Here is an 18764-nt window from a genome sequence, read left to right as displayed (position 1 = left end):
AGGCGGCCGCGGCGGCGAAGCGGCGGGAAAGGCAAAGGACGGAGACAATGACGATCAATCTGCAAAAGCCGGACATCACCGAGCTCAAGCCGCGGATCACCGTATTCGGTGTCGGCGGCGGCGGCGGCAATGCCGTCAACAACATGATCACCGCGGGCTTGCGCGGTGTCGAGTTCGTCGTGGCCAACACCGATGCACAGGCGCTGACCATGTCGAAGGCCGAGCGGCTGATCCAGCTCGGCGCGCATGTCACCGAGGGGCTCGGCGCCGGCTCGCAGCCTGAAGTGGGCCGTGCGGCGGCGGAAGAGTGCATCGATGAGATCATCGATCATCTCTCCAACACCCATATGTGCTTCGTCACCGCCGGTATGGGTGGCGGCACCGGAACCGGTGCGGCTCCCGTGGTTGCCCGCGCGGCGCGCGAACGGGGTATCCTCACCGTCGGCGTCGTCACCAAGCCGTTCCATTTCGAAGGCCAGCGCCGCATGAAGACGGCGGATCTCGGCATCGAGGAGCTGCAGAAATGTGTCGATACCCTGATCGTCATCCCCAACCAGAACCTGTTCCGGCTGGCCAATGACAAGACCACCTTTGCCGACGCCTTCGCCATGGCCGACCAGGTGCTCTACTCCGGTGTTGCCTGCATCACCGACCTGATGGTCAAGGAAGGTCTGATCAATCTCGACTTCGCCGACGTGCGTTCGGTGATGCGCGAAATGGGCAAGGCGATGATGGGCACCGGCGAAGCTTCGGGCGAGGGCCGCGCGATGGCCGCCGCCGAGGCGGCGATCGCCAATCCGTTGCTCGACGAGACCTCGATGAGGGGCGCCAAGGGCCTGCTGATCTCGATCACCGGCGGCCGCGACCTGACCCTGTTCGAAGTCGACGAGGCCGCGACCCGCATCCGCGAGGAAGTCGATCAGGACGCCAACATCATCCTCGGCGCCACCTTCGACGAGGAACTCGAAGGCGTCATCCGCGTCTCGGTGGTCGCCACCGGCATCGACAAATCGGCAGCTGAAATTGCCGCGGCGCCGATCTCGATCCGGGCCGTGCCGCCGCAGCAGAAGCCGGTCAGCCGCCCAGCGGCTTCGGGGGCGGAAGGCCGTCCGGCACCGGTCCAGCAGCAGACCTATGAGCAGCGCGCGGCCGATCCGGTGGCCGAGGCGATCCAGCTTGCCGAGGCCAATGCGGCGGCAATGGCTCGTCCGGCGCCGATGGCCCAGGCGGAAGATTTCCGCCCGCAGAGCAAGATCTTCCAGGCCCCGCCTGCCCAGCCGCAGCCTGTCGTGCAGCAGGTGATGCAACCGGCGCCGCTGCGGGAAATGCCGCAGCCGGTGGCTGCCGCACCGCAGCGCATGCCGCGGGTGGAGGATTTTCCGCCGGTGGTGCGGGCCGAGGTGGAAGCCAAGGGCCGTCCGGCCGACCATGAAAACAGCGGGCCGATGGGGCTGCTCAAGCGGCTGACCAACGGACTGACGCGCCGCGAAGAAGAGCCGGCCCGGTTGCAGCCGGCACAGCCGCGCGAACCGAAACTGCGCCAGGCGGCGCCGGAAATGCGCCGCCTTGCCAGCCAGGATCCGCAGCTTTACGCGCCGCGCCGCGGCCAGCTCGACGATCAGGGCCGGTTGACGCCGCAGACCAGGTCGACCCAGGAAGACGACCAGCTGGAGATACCGGCTTTCCTGCGCCGCCAGGCCAACTGAGCCGTTAACGGTATGTAACACTTGTTAACAGGCAGACGAGAGATTGTCTGCCTGTTAACGTTTAAAGGGGTTTAATAACAAGGCGTTACGATGTGACGCTCAAGGTCTGTCGCGGTTACACAGAGTAAGAAACCGTGATTTGGAGTCTCCCTGACAGACCATTATCTTTGCCGCAGCACTTTCGGTGTGCTGGGATTCGGGGAAGTGGCCCTGCCTGCCGATAAAAAAGAGCCGCGCCTTTTGGGTTAAAGCGGACTTAGGCGTTTGGGCTATGGGGTTTGTCTTGCAAGACTATCAGACGACACTGAAATCGCGTGCAACGCTGACCGGTACCGGCGTTCACAGCGGCAAACCGGTCACCGTCAATTTCCTCCCTGCGGACGCCGACACCGGCGTGCTCTTCCACCTTTCGAACGGAAGCGAGAGCCGCGAGTTCCGCGCGCTGGTTGCTGAAGTCGGCGCGACCGATCTCTGCACCATGCTCGGCGATCCGGCAGGCGAGCATATCGCCACCGTCGAACATCTGATGGCGACGCTTTTCGGGCTCGGCATCGACAACATCGTCATCGAGATCGACGGTCATGAGGTTCCGATCCTCGATGGCAGTGCGGTGGCGTTCGTGGAAGCCATCGACCAAGCCGGCATCGAGACGCTGGCGGTCAAGCGCCGCTACATCAGGGTGGTCAAGCCCGTCCGCATCGAGAATGGCGCGTCCTGGGCCGAGTTCAGGCCCTATAGCGGCACGCGCTTCGAGGTCGAGATCGATTTCGAAAGCCCGGCGATCGGCCGCCAGCTATTCGCCTCCGACATCAACCCCGACATCTTTCGCCAGGATATCGCGCGCGCCCGCACCTTCGGCTTCATGAAGGATGTCGAGCGGCTGTGGGCGGCCGGCTATGCGCTGGGCTCCTCGCTGGAGAACTCGCTGGTGATCGGCGACGACAACCGGGTGATCAACATGGGCGGCCTGCGCTACCCCAACGAGTTCGCTCGCCACAAGACGATGGACGCGATGGGCGATCTGGCGCTGGCCGGCGCCCGTTTCATCGGTTGTTTCCGCTCCTATCGCGGCGGTCACCGGATGAATGCGGCTGCTTTGCGGCGGCTTCTGTCCGACCGTTCGGCCTTCGAGGTCGTCGAGACCACGCGCCGCGAGCGCGGCCGCACCGCCGAGATGAGCGCCGTCACCGGCCCTGTCTTTGCACCTTGGGTGATCTGATTCTTAACGTATTTCTGGCTTTCTGAACGCTGGCCGGTGTTGCACGGATGCATCACCGGCCGTGAAAGTGCATAGCTTTCCGGGCAACACCAAGCCGCCACAAAAATGTGCGATTGGCTAGACATAGCGTTGCTGGGCAAGGCAGTTATGGTTTATGGCTGCTGCCGTCTGTTAGGCGCATGTCGCTCAAAAGTGGGGATCAGTTTTGAGGGAACGCCATGCGAAAGGCATTGAACTAACGCCGAAAGGGCGCAATCCAATCATGTTCTTCAAGCGAGTTGGTCAATCGAAAGCGCCGTATCGGGCTGTTTTCCTGGCGCTTTCGGTGGTTGTGCCATCGCTGTTCCTCTCGGCCTGCATGTCGTCCGAGAAAGACGTCGACCTGTCGACCTATGTCGACCAGACCGAACCGGCCGACGTCCTTTACAATCAAGGCCTTGCCAATCTCAATGCCGGCCGCCTGGATGAGGCGAGCAAGAAGTTCGACGCCGTCGACCGCCAGCACCCCTATTCGGAATTCGCCCGAAAGTCGATGGTGATGGGCGCCTTCGCCGACTACCGCGCCGGCCGTTATGACGAAGCGATCGGCTCGGCAAAGCGCTATCTGACGCTTTATCCGTCGACCGACGACGCGGCTTACGCCCAGTATATTATCGGGCTGAGCTACTACAAGCAGATCAAGGACGTCACCCAGGATCAGAAGGAAGCACGCCAGACCGTGCAGACGATGCAGGATCTGGTGACGCGCTGGCCGACGTCGGAATATGTCGACGACGCCAAGGAAAAGATCCGTTTCGCCAACGACCAGCTGGCCGGCAAAGAGATGCAGATCGGCCGCTATTATCTCGAGCGGCGCGAATACATTGCTGCCGTCAAGCGCTTCCGCAACGTTGTCGAGAACTATTCCAACACCCGCCATGTCGAAGAGGCGCTGGCGCGTCTGGCCGAAAGCTACTACGCGATGGGCTTGACCTCGGAAGCGCAAACCGCCGCTGCTGTGCTCGGCACCAATTATCCCGACAGCCAATGGTACAAGGATACCTACAAGCTGTTGCAGAGCAACGGGCTTGAGCCGCGCGAGAATGCCGGATCGTGGATATCCAAGGCCGGCAAGCTGATCACCGGCGCCTGACGCCCGAGCATCGACTGAGGCGGAACGCGCTTTTCGGATTGATCCGACGCTCAAACAAAAAGATAGTGCGGCGCTGCGACTCCATCGGTCGCATGCCGCTTCACAGCGGTTCAGTGGTTTGATTGAGGCGCTGAACCGTCCTAACTTTTTGTTCTACGCAATTCCGGACGGAAAACCGCTACGCACTTTTCCTGGAATTGCTTGAGGTCCGGGTTCTGATGCTTTCCAGACTGTCGATCCGCGATATCGTCCTGATCGAGAAGCTGGATATCGACTTCCAGCCCGGCCTTTCCGTGCTGACCGGTGAAACCGGCGCCGGCAAATCCATCTTGCTCGACGCGCTGTCGCTGGCGCTTGGCGCGCGCGGCGACGCCTCGCTGGTGCGCCACGGTGCTGCCCAGGGCCAGGTAATTGCCGTCTTCGATGTGCCGCGCAACCACCCGGTGCGCGCGCTGCTGGCCGAAAACGCCATCGAGGATGACGGCGACATCATCCTGCGCCGGCTGCAGACCGCGGATGGCCGCACCCGTGTCTTCGTCAACGACCAGCCGTCCAGCGTCACCCTGATGCGCGACATCGGCCACGCGCTGGTCGAGATCCACGGCCAACATGACGAGCGCGCTCTGGTCGATCCCGGCGCCCATCGCGAATTGCTGGACAGTTTTGGCGGCCATCTGGGCGCTGCCCGCGCGACCGGCGAGGCTTGGCGCTATTGGCGCGACGCCGAGCAGGAGTTTGCCAGGCACCGCGCCAAGGTCGAGGCAGCGGCGCGCGAGGCCGATTATCTCAGGGCCTCGGTGGCGGAACTGGCAAAGCTCGATCCGCAGCCCGGCGAAGAGACGCAACTGGCCGAATTGCGCGCCACGATGATGCGGGCCGAAAAGATCGCCTCGGAAATACACGATGCGCAGGATGTGCTGTCAGGCCCGTCCTCGCCACTGCCGCAACTGGCCAGTTTGCTCAGGCGCCTGCAGCGCAAGGCCAGCGAAGCGCCGGGCCTGCTCGAGGATGTGGTGAAGTCGCTGGATGAGGCGATGCTGTCGCTGGATGCCGCGCAATCGGGCGTCGAGGCGGCATTGCGCGCCACCGAATACGACCCGCAGCGGCTGGAGAAGGCGGAGGAGCGGCTGTTTTCGCTGCGTGCGGCCTCACGCAAGCACAGTGTGGCCGTCGACGATCTGGCGCAACTGCGCGACACCATGTCCGCCGATCTCGCCGATCTCGATGCCGGCGAGGGGCGCCTGCATCTCTTGGAAAAGCAGGCCTCAGCGGCGCGCGAAGCCTACGATATTTCCGCAGCCCAGCTCTCCGCGCTTCGCCACGCCGCGGCGGTCGGTCTGACCAAGGCTGTGATGGCCGAACTGCCGGCGCTGAAGCTCGAACGGGCCGAGTTCATCGTTGAACTGGCCAGCGATGGCGAGAACCGCATGGAAGAGGGCATCGACCAGGTCGAGTTCTGGGTGCGCACCAATCCCGGTACCAGGCCCGGCCCGATGATGAAGGTCGCTTCCGGCGGCGAGCTGTCGCGCTTCCTGCTGGCGCTCAAGGTGGCGCTGGCCGACCGTGGCTCGGCGCCGACATTGGTCTTCGACGAGATCGACACCGGCGTCGGCGGCGCCGTGGCCGATGCGATCGGCCAAAGGCTGGCCAGGCTGTCGAAGCGCGTGCAGGTGCTGTCGGTCACGCATGCTCCGCAAGTGGCGGCGCGCGCGGCAACGCATTTCCTGATTTCCAAATCCGGTGGCACCGACAGGGTCGCCACCGGCATTGCCGAGATGGACCGGGCGGCGCGCCAGGAAGAGATTGCGCGCATGCTGGCCGGCGCCACCATCACCGAAGAGGCGCGCGCAGCCGCCGAACGGCTGCTACGCGAGAATATTGCTGCAGCGTAGTCGTCGCAAGGCTTTCGGACTGAGTCAGGATATGGCTCCATCCCGCTGTTCAGGAATGCTTTTTCCGAAATCCTGATTTATGGTGCCTCGCCACTGTCCAGGGACCGCTGCATGTCTGAAAAACCAGTCGAATCGTTGAGCGAAAGCGAAGCCGCGGATGAGCTCCAGCGGCTGGCCGAGGAGATCGCCGGTCATGACCGGCGCTATCATGCCGAGGACGCGCCGACGATTACGGACGCGGAATATGACGCGCTGCGGCGGCGCAACCTTGCCATCGAGGAGCGGTTTCCCGGTCTGGTGCGGGAGGATTCGCCCTCGCTGCGGGTCGGCGCCGCGCCGGCGGAAGGCTTTGCCAAAGTGCGCCATGCGGTGCCGATGCTCAGCCTCGCCAAGGCCTACACAGACGAGGACGTCACCGATTTCATCGAGCGTGGCCGGCGCTTCTTCGACCGCGACAAGGATCTCGACATCGCGTTTACGGCCGAGCCGAAGATCGACGGCCTGTCGGCGTCGCTGCGCTATGAACGCGGTGTGTTCGTGCAGGGTGCTACGCGCGGCGACGGCACTGTCGGCGAGGATATTACCGCCAATCTCAGGACCATCGCCGACATCCCCGCCAAGCTGGAAGGATCGGGCTGGCCCGAGACCATCGAGATCCGCGGCGAGGTCTACATGACCTATGCGGAATTCGAGGCACTGAAGGTACGCTCGGCGGCGGTGGGCGGCCAGGACTATGTCAATCCGCGCAACACGGCAGCGGGCTCCTTGCGACAGAAGGATGCGTCCGTCACCGCCAGCCGCAATCTTAAATTTTTTGCCTATGCCTGGGGCTACACGACAGCGGATCCGGCGCCGACCCAATATGATTCGGTGCAGAAATTCGCCGAATGGGGATTCAAGGTCAGCCCGCTGATGGTGCGGGCGAAGTCTGTCGAGGAGCTGATCGCGCACTACCACAAGATCGAGGAGCTGCGTTCGTCGCTCGGCTACGACATCGACGGTGTCGTCTACAAGGTCGACCAGCTGGAATTGCAGCGTCGCTGGGGCTTTGTCACCGGTGAGCCGCGCTGGGCCGTTGCGCACAAATTCCCGGCCGAACAGGCGATGACGACGGTGCAGAAGATCGACATCCAGGTCGGTCGTACCGGTACGCTGGCGCCGGTGGCGCGGCTGGCGCCGGTCACGGTCGGCGGCGTGGTGGTCGAAAACGTCACGCTGCACAATGAGGACTACATCAAGGGCTTCGACAGCAACGGCCTGCCGATTCGCGACGGCATCGATGTCCGCATCGGTGACACGGTTGTCATACAACGGGCGGGCGATGTCATTCCGCAGATCGTCAGCGTCGTCGTCGACAAGCGGCCGGCTGATGCGGTGCCTTACGAATTCCCGCACATTTGTCCGGTCTGCGGCTCGCCGGCGACGCGCGAAATCAACGAGAAGACCGGCAAGGAGGATTCGCGCCGGCGCTGCACCGGCGAGCTGATCTGCGCCGCGCAGGCCGTGGAGCGGCTGCGTCATTTCGTGTCGCGCGGCGCGCTCGACATCGAGGGGCTGGGCGCCGAGAATATCGACCTGTTCTTCAATTCGGGACTGGTCAAGACCGCCGCCGATATCTTCACCCTCAGGGATCGCCGCCCGGCCGTCACCAGGGCGCTGGCCGAGCGGCGCGAGGAGCAGGCTAGGCAGCGCGAGGCGGCATCGGGCAAGGCGCGCAAGAATGTGCGCGGTGTCGAGAACCGCAATTATGAAGGCCTCGACAAGCTGTTCGCGGCCATCGATTCGCGCCGCGAGCCGGAGCTCGACCGCTTCATCTTCGCACTCGGCATCCGCCATATCGGCGAAACGACGGCGGCCGTGCTTGCCCGGACGTTTTCGACCATCGAGGAGCTGATCCGCGTCGGCAAGGAAACGGCGGCGGCTGAGGATCCGCACAGCGTCTTCCCCTCCATCAACGGCATTGGCGACACGGTGATCGACGCGTTGCGCGATTTCTTCGGCAATGAACGCAATGACGACGTGCTCGACAGACTGCTCGAACAGGTCAAGCCGAAGCCGTATGTCGTCACCGTGTCGACCGACAGCGAGGTTGCCGGCAAGACCATCGTCTTCACCGGCACGCTGGAAAAGATGACACGCTCCGAAGCCAAGGCGATGGCCGAACGGCTCGGCGCCAAGGTGGCGGGTTCGGTGTCGGCGAAGACCGATCTGCTGGTGGCCGGGCCGGGCGCTGGCTCCAAACTGAAGCAGGCCAGCGAACTCGGCGTCGAAGTCATCGACGAGGACACATGGCTGCAACGGGTCGGCAAGGCATGACCGCCGGTTCGTTCAAAGGGTTCGGGCAAAAGGCCATACCGTTCCTCAAGGCGCTCGACTTCCACCAGAGCCGCGAATGGTTCCAGGAAAACCGCGCGCTTTACGACAGCGAGTTGCATGAGCCGTTCTGCGATCTGGTCGAGACGCTGACCGAGCGCTTCGCGGCGGCGGGTCTGGGCTTGCGCGGAGACCGCAAGAAGTCACTGTTTCGCATCAACCGCGACGTGCGCTTCGCCAAGGACAAGCGGCCCTACAACCAGCATTTGTCGGCCATGCTGTCGCCGGATGGCACCAAGATGGAGCAGGGCGTGTTCTTCGTCTATGTCGGGATCGACCGCTGCTTTGCCGATGTCGCCTGGTGGAATCCGGAGCCGTCCCTGCTGCTGGCGATGCGCAAGGCGATCGTCGCCCGGCCGGCCGAGTTCCGAAAACTGCTCTCAACGCTGAAGAAAAACGGCTTCGAACTTGAAACCGAGGGCCGCATGAAGCGCACGCCGCGCGGCTTCGAGCAGGTCAACGAACCCGATCTTGTCGACGCCATCCGCAACCGGCACTTCTATGTCCAGCACATGATCGATCCGGCTGGAATTCACGCGCCGACGCTGGTCGACGAGCTTGTCGATTTCGCCTTGCGCGCCAAGCCGCTGCTTGACTGGGGCAGGGCGATCCAGGGCACGGCACCGCGGAGCTAAATCAGCCCGGCGCACTGCACGGCTACATCCGCATCAAAAGACCGCCGTCGACTGCCAGTTCGATGCCGGTGATGTAGCTTGCCGCATCGGAAAGCAGGAATAGCGCGGCATTGGCCATGTCCTGCGGCGTGCCGATGCGGCCGAGCGGCGCATAATTGGCAACGGCCGCGCGTTTCTCTTCGGTGTCCCAGCGCGCCTGCAGCGGCGTCAACGCCATTCCCGGGCAGATCGAATTGGAGCGGATGCCATCGCCCGCCAACTGCATGGCGAGCGACTTCGACAGCGCACAGACGCCGGCCTTCGATGCCTGGTAGGCATCCTGCGGGGTCGGATCGCCGCGATACCACTGGATGGTGGAGAAGTGCACCATGGCGCCGCCGCGTCCGCCGGCCCGCATATGCGGAACCACCGCCCGCGCGGTGTGGACGAAGGATTTCAGATTGATGTTGAAGACCTGATCCCAGACATCGAGGTCCATCTCGAGGGCCGATTTGTCGCGACCGAACCAGAGCACGCCTGCGACATTGGCGAGATAATCGATGCCGCCGCGCTCGCGGCCCGCGGCATTGATGGTCTGCTCGACGAAGGCGGCGTCGGTGAGGTCGCCCTGGGCAAAGGTGAGCCGGTCGTCATAGGCGGCAAGCGACGCCGGACGCGGCTTGACGTCGATGGCGGTGACCGAGGCGCCGGCATCGAGCAGCGCCAGCGAGATCGCCTCGCCCATACCGCCACCGGCGCCGGTGACGACCGCGTGCCTGCCGGTGAAGTCATAAGCGATCATCCGAACCCCCTCATTTGTTTTTACAACATCAGTTTCGCTGATTTGTTGGCTCAAGCGAATTCGTCTGACTTTTCAAACGCCGGCTCCTACATAGCAGCGCGAGATGGGAATGTGACATGTCGGCAGAGACCTTAAGCGAAAATTCCGTGGCCAGCGACTTCTGGGACGGCGTGCGGCTGTCGATGCCGGTGGTTGTCGCCGCGGCGCCATTTGGGCTGCTGTTCGGCGCCATCGCCGTCGACAACGGCTTTTCCGTTCTCGAAGCTTTCTTGATGAGCGCGCTGATCTTCGGCGGCGCCAGCCAGATGGTCGGCATCGAATTGTTCGGCCAGCATGTCGCGCCATGGCTGATCGTGCTGTCGATCTTCGCCGTAAACTTCCGTCACGTGCTTTACTCCGCCAGCATCGGCCGGCGAATGGCGCACTGGCCGGTTATCAGCCAAGCGCTGGGCTATTTCGTGCTCACCGATCCGCAATTCGCGGTGGCCGAGCGTAAGGCCGAAGCCGGCGAGACCGTTGGCTTTGCCTGGTACATGGGGCTTGGCCTGCCGGTCTATGTGTTCTGGGGGATCGAGAGCGCGCTGGGCGCGGTGTTCGGCAAGCTGATCCCGGACACGCATGCGCTCGGCATCGACTTCCTGCTGCCGATCTATTTCCTCGGGCTGGTCATGGGCTTTCGCAACCGGCCACTGTGGCTGCCGGTGGTGATCGCCAGCGCCGCGGCGTCGATCATTGCCTACAAAACTGTGGGATCGCCATGGCACGTCTCCATCGGCGCCGTTGCAGGCGTGCTTCTGGCCGTCATCCTGCCGCCGCACCATAGCGGTGTGGAGGCAAAACGATGAGCGCGACCTTGTGGATCATCATTGCCGGCGCGATCGCCACCTATCTCACCCGCGTCGGCGGCCATCTGGCGATCTCGCGCTTCGACCACATCCATCCACGCGTCGAGGCGGGTTTGAATGCCGTGCCGGCCGCAGTGTTGACGACGCTGGTGGCGCCCGCCGCACTTAGCGCCGGACCGGCGGAATGGGCGGCGCTGGTCGTCGCCGCTGTGGTCTCGCTGCGCGGCGGCCTGATGGCGATGTTTCTGGCCGGGGCGGTGGTGCTGGTCCTCGCGCGGCAGTTTGTGGCATAGGGCGCCTGCCGGCACAACAGTTCCGAACTGTCGGCGCTGCCCCTCATTGCCCTGCCGGGCGTTCGTCACTCGAAAAGCCAAGCAATTGGCTTTTCGTCCGCTTCGCGGACCGCTCCTCACCTCCCCGTATAGTGACGGGGAGAAAGAATCTCATTTCAGATCTTGGCGTCGTGCGGCAGCGGCGCTGTTGCCTTCTCCAGCCAGGCCAGCGTCTCGCCGTCGAGCATCGGGCCGATCTCGGCCAGCACCCAGGCATGGTAAGTATCCAGCCAGTGCAACTCCTCGCGCGTCAGCAGGTCGGTGCGGATCAGCCTGATATCGATCGGCGCCAGCGTCAGCGTCTCGAAACCGTGCATGGCGATGTCGCCGCCCTCGACCTGTTCGGCCGGCGCCACCAGGATCAGGTTCTCGATGCGGATGCCGTAGGAGCCTTCCTTGTAATAGCCGGGCTCGTTGGACAGCATCATGCCGGCGAGCAGCTTTTCGGTGCCGGTGCGGGCGATGCGCTGCGGCCCTTCATGCACGGCCAGATACGAGCCGACGCCGTGGCCGGTGCCGTGGGCAAAGTCGCAGCCATGCTTCCACAGCGCCATGCGCGCCACTGCGTCGATTTCCGAGCCGCGCGTGCCGGCGGGAAAGCGCAGCGTGGAAATGCCGATCATGCCCTTCAGCACCAGCGTAAAGCGCTCGCGCATCTCCTCGGTCGGCTGGCCGATCGGCACCGTGCGGGTGATATCGGTGGTGCCGTCCTGATACTGGGCGCCGGAATCGAGCAGGAACAGCTCGCCCTTTGCCAGCTCGCGGTTGGTGGCGCGCGACACGCGGTAGTGCATGATGGCGCCGTTCGGACCGCTGCCGGAAATGGTGTCGAAGGAGACGTCGCGCAGCGGCATCTGCGTTTCCTCGCCGGTCTGCCGGCGCACCTCCTCCAGCTTGGTGACAACGGTTATTTCGTCGAGCGTGCCCGGCTTTTGCCGTTCCAGCCAGCAAAGCAGTTTCGCCACGGCCGCCCCGTCTCGGCGGTGCGCGGCGCGGCTGCCGGCGATTTCCGCCTGGTTTTTGGTGGCGCGCGGAATGCGGGCGGGATCGGCTGCAGAAACAAATGTGCCGCCATTGTCCTCGACCAGCATTCTCAGCTTGTCCGCCGCCAGCACCGGATCGAGCGCGATCTTGGCGCCGCCCTTGGCAAGGGCTGCGACCGCCGCTTCGAATTCGCCGGGCTCGTGCAGATCGGCGAGTTGGGTGAGATAGGCGGCAACCGTGCGCGAAAACTTGCGCTGGTCCATGAACAGCTGGTGCTTGCCATCTGCTGCAAGGATCGCAAAGCCGAGCGCCAGCGGCGTGTGCGGCACGTCGCCGCCACGGATGTTGAAGGCCCAGGCGATCGAGGAGGGATCGGTGAGCACGGCATGTGTTGCGCCGTCCTTGGCGAGGGCCGCCGCCAGCCGCGCCAGCTTGTCCTTGGCCAGTTCGCCGGCAAAGCCGATCGGGTGGATTTCGACCGGCGCCACGGGCGGCGCCGGCTGATCCTTCCAGATGATGTCGATCGGGTTCCTGTCGAGCGGCACCAGCGTCGCGCCGGATTGCTCGGCCGAGGTTTTCAGCGCCTTGACCTCAGCGATCGTGTGCAGCCAGGGGTCGAAGCCAAGCCTGGCGCCCTTGCCGAGATTGTCCTTGATCCAGGAGGCCGGCGGGTTGTCGACGAGACTCTCGATTGCAAAAATGTCGAGATCGACTTCGTGGCGCACTTGCAAGGTATAGCGGCCATCGACGAACATGAAGGCGCGGTCACGCTGCACAAGTGCTACGCCCGCCGAGCCGCTGAAGCCGGTCAACCATTTCAGCCGCGCCGAGCGATCGGCCACATATTCGCCCTGGTGCTCGTCCGCGCGCGGCACCAGGAAACCGTCGAGGCCATTATCCGCCAGCCATCGCCGCAGCAACGTCACGCGCGGCTTGCCGACGCTCGGGTCGCCTGCGGAATCGAAGGTCTGGAACATGGTATGCCTCCTGTATCGGGCGCGACCGTAGCGCATGACCCGGAAAACCGGAATCGATTTTCGCCAATCGCAAACAGCCTCGGATGGTCCAAAGCGCGTTGCGTCTCAGTGCTTCAGGTGGATCGTTACCCAGCCTTCGCGATGCAAGGTCCTGACATGGCGGAAATTCTGGCCGACATAGGCCGAGATCACCGCATTGCACTGCCGCTCGAGGATGCCGGACAACACGATCGAGCCGCCGAGGCTGATGTGCCTGGCCATCTCAGGCGCCAGCCGCATCAGCGGCCGCGCCAATATGTTGGCGACGATGAGGTCGAAAGGCGCGCGCTTGCCGAAGATCGGGTGGTGGAAGCCGGGCGCCGTCACCGTTTCAACCAGCGCCTTGACGTGGTTGAGGCGGGCATTGGCGGCGGCGACCCTGACGGCGATCGGATCGATGTCGGTCGCCAGCACCGGAATATGCGCCAGTTTGGCGACGGCGATTGCCAGCACCGCGCTGCCGGTGCCGAGGTCGAGGGCATTCCTGGGACGTTCGCGGCGCACGACCCGTTCCAGCATTTCGAGGCAGCCGGCCGTGGTGCCGTGATGGCCGGTGCCGAAGGCAAGGCCGGCCTCGATCTCGATGGCGAGTTCGCCGCTGTGGCGCTTCCGGCGGTCATGCGCGCCATGGACGAAGAAACGTCCGGCGCGCACCGGCTTCAGTCCCTCCAGCGAGCGCGCCACCCAGTCGATGTCGGGCAAAACCTCGCGCTCGATCGGCTTCGACAGGGACAGTCCCACAAGGCTGTCTTTTAGCCGCGCCTCAACCGCGTCGACATTGCCGTCGGTGTAGAGCGAAACCTCATAGATGTCGCGGTCTTCATCGACTTCGAGCACGGCGATCGGCAGGCCTTCATCCTCGAAAGCCGGCTCGAGCGCGGCAAAGATGCGGTCGGCCTCGATCTTCCCAGCGATGAAGTGGAGCCTGGTCTGACCCATCAGTTGGTCTCTTGCTTGAGCATGATCTCTGGACAACACTTTTCTGTCCGAGAAAACCGGATTCCACATTTAGGGATCATGCCTAGCCTGCTGCCAGCCGCTTCAGCTTGGCAATCGCGGTATCGGCGCTTTCGCCATAGGCGATGGTGCCCGAAAACTCGCCCTTGGCATTGAGCAGCAGCGCCGAGGCGGTGTGGTCCATCGTATAATCGCCGTCGCCGGTGTCGACCTTCTTCCAGTAGATGTTGAAGGACTTCGCCATGGCGTGCACCTTGTCGGGATCGCCCGATATGCCGACGATGCGGTCGGAGAAATTGCTGACGTAAGTGTTCATCACAGGCGGCGTGTCGCGCTCTGGATCGACGGTAACGAAGTAGGCGTTGAGGTTCTTGCCGTCGTCGCCCAGCGTCTTCAGCCAGCCGGCCATTTCGAACAAAGTGGTCGGGCAGACTTCCGGGCAATGGGTGAAGCCGAAGAAGACGATGCTGGGTTTTCCCCGGAAGGCGGCTTCGGTGATTGGCGCGCCTTTCTGGTCGACCAGCGTGAATGGCGCGCCATACGGTTCGCCACCATAGTGGCCGCGATAGAAGTCAAAGGTGAGCCAGCCGATGCCCGCCGCCATCAGAACGAGAATGCCGACCAGAATTGAACGCATCATCAGGAATTGTCCGTAGCAGAAATCATCGAGCGCCGGATCGGCGCCTCTCTGCCGGCAGTCTTAGCCGGTCGCAGGGGGCAAGGCAAAGATGCCGCGTTGCCGCAACCGGGCTGGGCGCTACCTTGCAAACAGCTGGCCCTTATCCCACCTGAGACCGGCAAACTGAACCTGAGGAGGCTCCCTTGCAAAGACGGACTGGGCAGAGACGGATTGGGCAGAAACTGATCGGCGGCGCGCTGGCCGCATGCATTGCCCTTGGCGCCGGTGCCGCAGCGGCAGAGGAAGTCGGCAAGGTCGGCGTCGATTGGGTCGGCAACGACATCATCGTCGAGGCGATCAAGGATCCCAAGATCGACGGCGTGACCTGCCATGTCTCCTATTTCGACCGCAGCGTCATCGACCGGCTGCACAAGGGCAACTGGTTCGAGGATCCGTCTGATTCCTCGATCTCCTGCCGCCAGACCGGGCCGATCACCATCGGCGACATCGACATGAGCGAGGGCGGCGAAGAGGTGTTCAAGCAAGGCATCAGCCTGATCTGGAAGAAGCAGGTGGTGAACCGCATCTACGACAAGAAGAACGAGACGCTGATCTATCTCTCGCATTCGCGCCAAGTGCAGGACGGCTCGGCGAAAATGTCGGTGACGACCGTGCCGCTGTTCGGCCAGAACGTGGTGTGGACCGGCGGCAAGCCGAAATAACGATCCTCCGGGCGCAACGCGACAATTGCTTCCGCAATTGCGCGGGGGTAAATCCGCCAGATGGACCGTACCGAAAACCTCGTCCTGAAAGATCCCGAGCCGCGCATCCATTCGACCGCGGAGCTGAAAGCGTGCAAGCTTGGCCGCTATGCCTCGATCGGCGAACGGGTGGTGCTGCGCGAGGTCAATGTCGGCGATTTCTCCTATTTCGAGCGCCACGCCGAGGCGATCTACACGACGATCGGAAAATTCTGCTCGATCGCCGCCAACAGCCGCATCAATGCCTTGGAGCATCCGATCGAGCGGATCACGCAGCACAAGCTCAGCTACCGGCCGAACGAGTATTTCCGCTGGCTGGGCGTCGACGCGGCGTTCCGCGCGCGGCGGCAGGCCAAGGCGGTCGGCATCGGCAATGATGTCTGGATCGGCCATGGCGCCGTCATCATGCCCGAGATCAGCATCGGCAATGGCGCCATCATCGGCGCCAATTCGGTGGTGACGCGGGATGTGCCGGCCTACACAATCGTCGCCGGCGTACCGGCGAAGCCGTTGCGCATGCGCTTTCCCTCCGAGATCGCGGCGCGGATCGAAAGCCTTGCCTGGTGGGACTGGCCGCCGGAGAAACTCGCCAAAGCGGTTCCCGACATGCAGGCCTTGCCGATTGAGGATTTCCTCGATCGTTGGGAGCAAGAGCATTCCTGAGAGCTCGCCGCGCGTGCGCGGTTTCATCGACTGGCTGGCCGAAATCCTGGCGCCAAAATTCTGAACGGCACGTGTCGGGAAGAGTTCCGCCGGTCTGCGGCAACGCAACGGACCCCTTCCGCCATGCGGGGGTGGCGCAGCGGAAGGGGCTTGGAGACAAATCCGCCGTGAAGCGGAACGAACAGGTTTTGGCCTGCATGGTGACTAATGGCAACAAACCGATAAGGCGGCTTTTCACGGCGCTGCGCCTTTGGCGTGCATACAATTGCACCAGCGATGCCCTCTGCGACAGGGAACCGGAAGCGGCTGCCGGTTGTTTATTGTTGGAGCGATGAATGCGGCCTTGGTCAGCTCGTCGCGCTTTGAACGGTTGAGGATGTGAATGATCGAAAAGCTGTTTACCAGAATCGCCAACACCGTTTCGCACTTGGCGGGCCTGCCGCCGACTTTCATCGCCTGTTGCGCCATCGTTATCGTCTGGGCGGTAAGCGGGCCATTCTTCGGCTTCTCCGATACGTGGCAGCTCGTCATCAACACGGGAACGACGATCATCACCTTTTTGATGGTGTTCCTGATTCAGAACACCCAGAACCGCGACGGCGCCGCGGTTCAGGCCAAGCTCGACGAACTGATCCGCGTCAGCGAGGGCCACAATCATTTCATCGGCATCGAGCACCTGACCGAATCCGAGGTCGAGGAGATCAGAGACAAATGCGAGCGGGCGGCAAAACGCCATGACCACGAGCTCGCCGAACTGGCGGGCAAGAAGGCCGTCGCGCAAAAGCGCACCGCGAAAAAACGCGCGCCCGCCTGAGTCTCGGCTTTGGCTGAGTTCGACGATCAGTTTCCCATAAAGGCCGCGAAAGCGTCCTTATGGTCGGGGTGCCAGCGCGAGAGAGCAGGCCGGTTCTCGATGATGTCGCCGATCGCCCAGGCCATGCGCTTTTCATCGGTCGGCCGCATCACCTCATTGTCGGGGCACAGGATGTAGAAGTCCCCGCGCGCCAGCGAAGCCAGCATGAAGTCGACCACCTGCTCGCCGGTCCAGGCGCCAGCGGGTTTTTCGACCGCTCCTTCGGTGAGGCCGGTGAAGGTGAAGCCGGGAATGAGAAGATGCGCCGCGACCTTCGCGCCCGGCTCGTTGCGCAATGCGTGCGCCAGGCCTTCGGTGAACGTCTTCAATGCCGATTTGGATACGTTGTAGGCGAGATTGCCGGGTGGCGTGGTGATGCCTTGCTTGGAGCCGGTGTTGATGATCAGGCCCGGCTCTCCGGAGGCCAGCATGGCCGGCGCAAAGGCCTCGACGCCATGTACGACGCCCCAGAAATTGATGTCGATCAGCCGCTTCCAGGCGTCGCCGTTCTCCCACGGTTTTCCCGGATTGTTGCCGACGCCGGCATTGTTCATCAGCAGCGATACGGCGCCGAAAGCGGCATGCGTCTTTTCCGCCAGCCGGCCGAGTTCGTCGGCCTTCGAGACGTCTGTGGCGACCGCAAGCACGGCATTCTCGCCGGCGATCGCGGCGACTGCCTGGCGGGCCGCATCGAGGCGCGCGCCGCCAATGTCGGCCAGCACCAGTCTCATGCCCATAGCCGCCAGCCTTTTGGCGGCGGCAAGCCCGATGCCGCTGGCGCCCCCGGTGATGACGGCGACGTTGCCTCGGCTGAGGGCGGGCAAAGCGGATTGGATTTCGGCGTCGGAGGTCATGATCTTTTTCCTAGGGTTCGGGTGGCGCCGAACTTAGCGCGGGACGCGCATCGTGCAAGGCCGTCCCGCGTGTTCGGGTTGACCGCATCAACGGCGGCTGTGCATGCTGCGGCTGAACAGGAGACTGCCGATTGACCGACTGGGTTGCGATCCTGAAGGAGCAGACCGCCACCGGCGACCAGATGGGCCGCGAGGTGCCACAGATGCTTGCCAATCCGGACATAAGCGAAGCGCAGGTGAAGACCTTGTTTTCGGCACTCGAAAAACAGGCCGAGTTCGTCGAGAAATTGCGCATGGCGCTGGAAAAATTCGGCCATGATTTTTCGATCATCAAGGCGGCCGAGCGGCTGGAGGAGCGCTATGCCGACCTAGCCGCGTCGGTTGCCGAAAAGCTGAAGGCGATGCGCAAGTAGAGGCGTCCTACGCTACTTTTCCAGCACCCGCGAAAAACGCGTGTCCGGAACGAACCAGACGGCGGCCACCAGCACGAAGATCGCAACGCCGATCCATTGGTTGACGAAGGCAAGCGGGACGGCGGCGGCGTAGAGGGCCACCGAGATCTTGCCCTTGCGGTCATTGCCCAGCGCCTTGGCGAAGGCGGTGTCGTTGCCGTGCAAATGGTGCAGCTTGGTGGCGAGAAAGGTGTAGGCGACCGCGCACAGCACCAGGTCGATGCCATAGACGGCGACGGGGACCGGCGCGAAATGGTTCTCGCCCATGAAGGCCGTCGTCGCCGGCATCAGCGACAACCAGAACAGAAGGTTGAGGTTGGCCCACAGCACGCGGCCGTCGACCCTTTGGACGGTGTGGAACATGTTGTGCAGATTGTTCCAGTAGATACCGACATTGATGAACGACAAGACATAGCTGAAAAAGATCGGCCACAGCGGCAGAAGCGCTGAAAAATCCTCCCCATGGGGCACTTTCAGCTCCAGCACCATGATGGTGATGATGATGGCGACCACCCCATCGGTGAATGCCTCGACTCTGCCTTTTCCCATGGATTCTCCTTCTCGATGGAAAGACGTTAAGCGAGGATTTCGGGCAAGACCATCCTGACAAGGTTGTCAGGATGAAGTTCGGCGCGTGGAACGGCCATCCTTACATGGACGTTGGGGCGCAATTGGGCGTTGGGCGATTGG

Annotated in this window: 18 protein-coding genes; 12 read left to right on the top strand and 6 right to left on the bottom strand. The window is 63.2% G+C overall.

Annotated elements, in window-relative coordinates; all coding sequences use genetic code 11:
- The first annotated feature begins 47 nt into the window (after positions 1 to 47).
- The 6 genes from ftsZ to AC3EML_RS24620 all read left to right on the top strand — a co-directional run bounded on the left by ftsZ (position 48) and on the right by AC3EML_RS24620 (position 8957).
- Entirely contained in the window at positions 48 to 1706 is a 1659-nt protein-coding gene (gene ftsZ, locus AC3EML_RS24645; RefSeq protein WP_023744605.1) for a cell division protein FtsZ, read from the top strand.
- Between the two features lie 271 nt (positions 1707 to 1977).
- Positions 1978 to 2925: a UDP-3-O-acyl-N-acetylglucosamine deacetylase gene (gene lpxC, locus AC3EML_RS24640; protein ID WP_023668283.1), complete on the top strand. Its 948-nt coding sequence runs from the start codon at positions 1978 to 1980 to the stop codon at positions 2923 to 2925.
- 262 nt (positions 2926 to 3187) lie between these two features.
- Entirely contained in the window at positions 3188 to 4057 is an 870-nt protein-coding gene (locus tag AC3EML_RS24635; protein WP_023668284.1) for an outer membrane protein assembly factor BamD, read from the top strand.
- Between the two features lie 218 nt (positions 4058 to 4275).
- The gene (gene recN, locus AC3EML_RS24630) at positions 4276 to 5949 is read left to right on the top strand and encodes a DNA repair protein RecN (RefSeq protein WP_352522173.1); all 1674 of its coding nucleotides are present in this window, start codon (positions 4276 to 4278) and stop codon (positions 5947 to 5949) included.
- Positions 5950 to 6060: 111 nt separating this feature from the next.
- Positions 6061 to 8265, top strand: a complete 2205-nt coding sequence (gene ligA / locus AC3EML_RS24625) for an NAD-dependent DNA ligase LigA (protein ID WP_352522172.1) — start codon at positions 6061 to 6063, stop codon at positions 8263 to 8265.
- Positions 8262 to 8957 carry a DUF2461 domain-containing protein gene (locus AC3EML_RS24620; protein WP_023682130.1) on the top strand — a complete coding sequence of 232 codons (696 nt, stop codon included), beginning with the start codon at positions 8262 to 8264 and terminating at the stop codon, positions 8955 to 8957. The genes ligA and AC3EML_RS24620 overlap by 4 nt, the downstream gene beginning before the upstream one ends.
- Before the next feature lie 22 nt (positions 8958 to 8979).
- Here AC3EML_RS24620 and AC3EML_RS24615 read toward each other — a convergent pair whose 3' ends face one another.
- Complete coding sequence (locus tag AC3EML_RS24615; protein ID WP_023682129.1) at positions 8980 to 9738, bottom strand: SDR family NAD(P)-dependent oxidoreductase; 759 nt, start codon at positions 9736 to 9738, stop codon at positions 8980 to 8982.
- A gap of 116 nt (positions 9739 to 9854) precedes the next feature.
- Here AC3EML_RS24615 and AC3EML_RS24610 point away from each other — a divergent pair, with 116 nt between their 5' ends.
- Together AC3EML_RS24610 and AC3EML_RS24605 are read left to right on the top strand one after the other, a co-directional pair.
- Positions 9855 to 10583 (top strand): AzlC family ABC transporter permease, encoded by a 729-nt coding sequence (locus tag AC3EML_RS24610; RefSeq protein ID WP_352522171.1) that lies wholly within the window; start codon positions 9855 to 9857, stop codon positions 10581 to 10583.
- The gene (locus AC3EML_RS24605; RefSeq protein WP_352522170.1) at positions 10580 to 10876 is read left to right on the top strand and encodes an AzlD family protein; all 297 of its coding nucleotides are present in this window, start codon (positions 10580 to 10582) and stop codon (positions 10874 to 10876) included. The genes AC3EML_RS24610 and AC3EML_RS24605 overlap by 4 nt, the downstream gene beginning before the upstream one ends.
- A gap of 155 nt (positions 10877 to 11031) precedes the next feature.
- On the opposite strand, the gene AC3EML_RS24600 is transcribed toward AC3EML_RS24605, so the two are convergent.
- The 3 genes from AC3EML_RS24600 to AC3EML_RS24590 all read right to left on the bottom strand — a co-directional run bounded on the left by AC3EML_RS24600 (position 11032) and on the right by AC3EML_RS24590 (position 14512).
- Positions 11032 to 12876 carry an aminopeptidase P family protein gene (locus AC3EML_RS24600; protein ID WP_352522169.1) on the bottom strand — a complete coding sequence of 615 codons (1845 nt, stop codon included), beginning with the start codon at positions 12874 to 12876 and terminating at the stop codon, positions 11032 to 11034.
- Between the two features lie 105 nt (positions 12877 to 12981).
- Entirely contained in the window at positions 12982 to 13854 is an 873-nt protein-coding gene (locus AC3EML_RS24595) for a 50S ribosomal protein L11 methyltransferase (RefSeq protein WP_023733063.1), read from the bottom strand.
- Between the two features lie 82 nt (positions 13855 to 13936).
- Positions 13937 to 14512: an SCO family protein gene (locus AC3EML_RS24590; protein ID WP_023697009.1), complete on the bottom strand. Its 576-nt coding sequence runs from the start codon at positions 14510 to 14512 to the stop codon at positions 13937 to 13939.
- Positions 14513 to 14694: 182 nt separating this feature from the next.
- Here AC3EML_RS24590 and AC3EML_RS24585 point away from each other — a divergent pair, with 182 nt between their 5' ends.
- From AC3EML_RS24585 to AC3EML_RS24575, 3 genes are all read left to right on the top strand, one after another.
- The gene (locus tag AC3EML_RS24585) at positions 14695 to 15213 is read left to right on the top strand and encodes a CreA family protein (RefSeq protein WP_023753104.1); all 519 of its coding nucleotides are present in this window, start codon (positions 14695 to 14697) and stop codon (positions 15211 to 15213) included.
- 60 nt (positions 15214 to 15273) lie between these two features.
- Positions 15274 to 15915: an LbetaH domain-containing protein gene (locus AC3EML_RS24580; RefSeq protein WP_023733062.1), complete on the top strand. Its 642-nt coding sequence runs from the start codon at positions 15274 to 15276 to the stop codon at positions 15913 to 15915.
- A 382-nt stretch (positions 15916 to 16297) separates the two neighbouring features.
- The gene (locus AC3EML_RS24575) at positions 16298 to 16729 is read left to right on the top strand and encodes a low affinity iron permease family protein (protein ID WP_023750938.1); all 432 of its coding nucleotides are present in this window, start codon (positions 16298 to 16300) and stop codon (positions 16727 to 16729) included.
- Positions 16730 to 16755: 26 nt separating this feature from the next.
- Here AC3EML_RS24575 and AC3EML_RS24570 read toward each other — a convergent pair whose 3' ends face one another.
- Positions 16756 to 17622: an SDR family NAD(P)-dependent oxidoreductase gene (locus tag AC3EML_RS24570; protein WP_023682121.1), complete on the bottom strand. Its 867-nt coding sequence runs from the start codon at positions 17620 to 17622 to the stop codon at positions 16756 to 16758.
- Positions 17623 to 17753: 131 nt separating this feature from the next.
- Here AC3EML_RS24570 and AC3EML_RS24565 point away from each other — a divergent pair, with 131 nt between their 5' ends.
- The gene (locus AC3EML_RS24565; protein WP_023668298.1) at positions 17754 to 18035 is read left to right on the top strand and encodes a hypothetical protein; all 282 of its coding nucleotides are present in this window, start codon (positions 17754 to 17756) and stop codon (positions 18033 to 18035) included.
- A gap of 12 nt (positions 18036 to 18047) precedes the next feature.
- On the opposite strand, the gene AC3EML_RS24560 is transcribed toward AC3EML_RS24565, so the two are convergent.
- Positions 18048 to 18623 (bottom strand): TMEM175 family protein, encoded by a 576-nt coding sequence (locus AC3EML_RS24560; RefSeq protein ID WP_023682120.1) that lies wholly within the window; start codon positions 18621 to 18623, stop codon positions 18048 to 18050.
- Positions 18624 to 18764 lie beyond the last annotated feature (141 nt).

This window comes from Mesorhizobium sp. P170090, assembly GCF_057786115.1.
The sequence above is the reverse complement of the archived record's forward strand: the minus strand, read 5'-3'. Positions and strand labels throughout refer to the sequence as shown.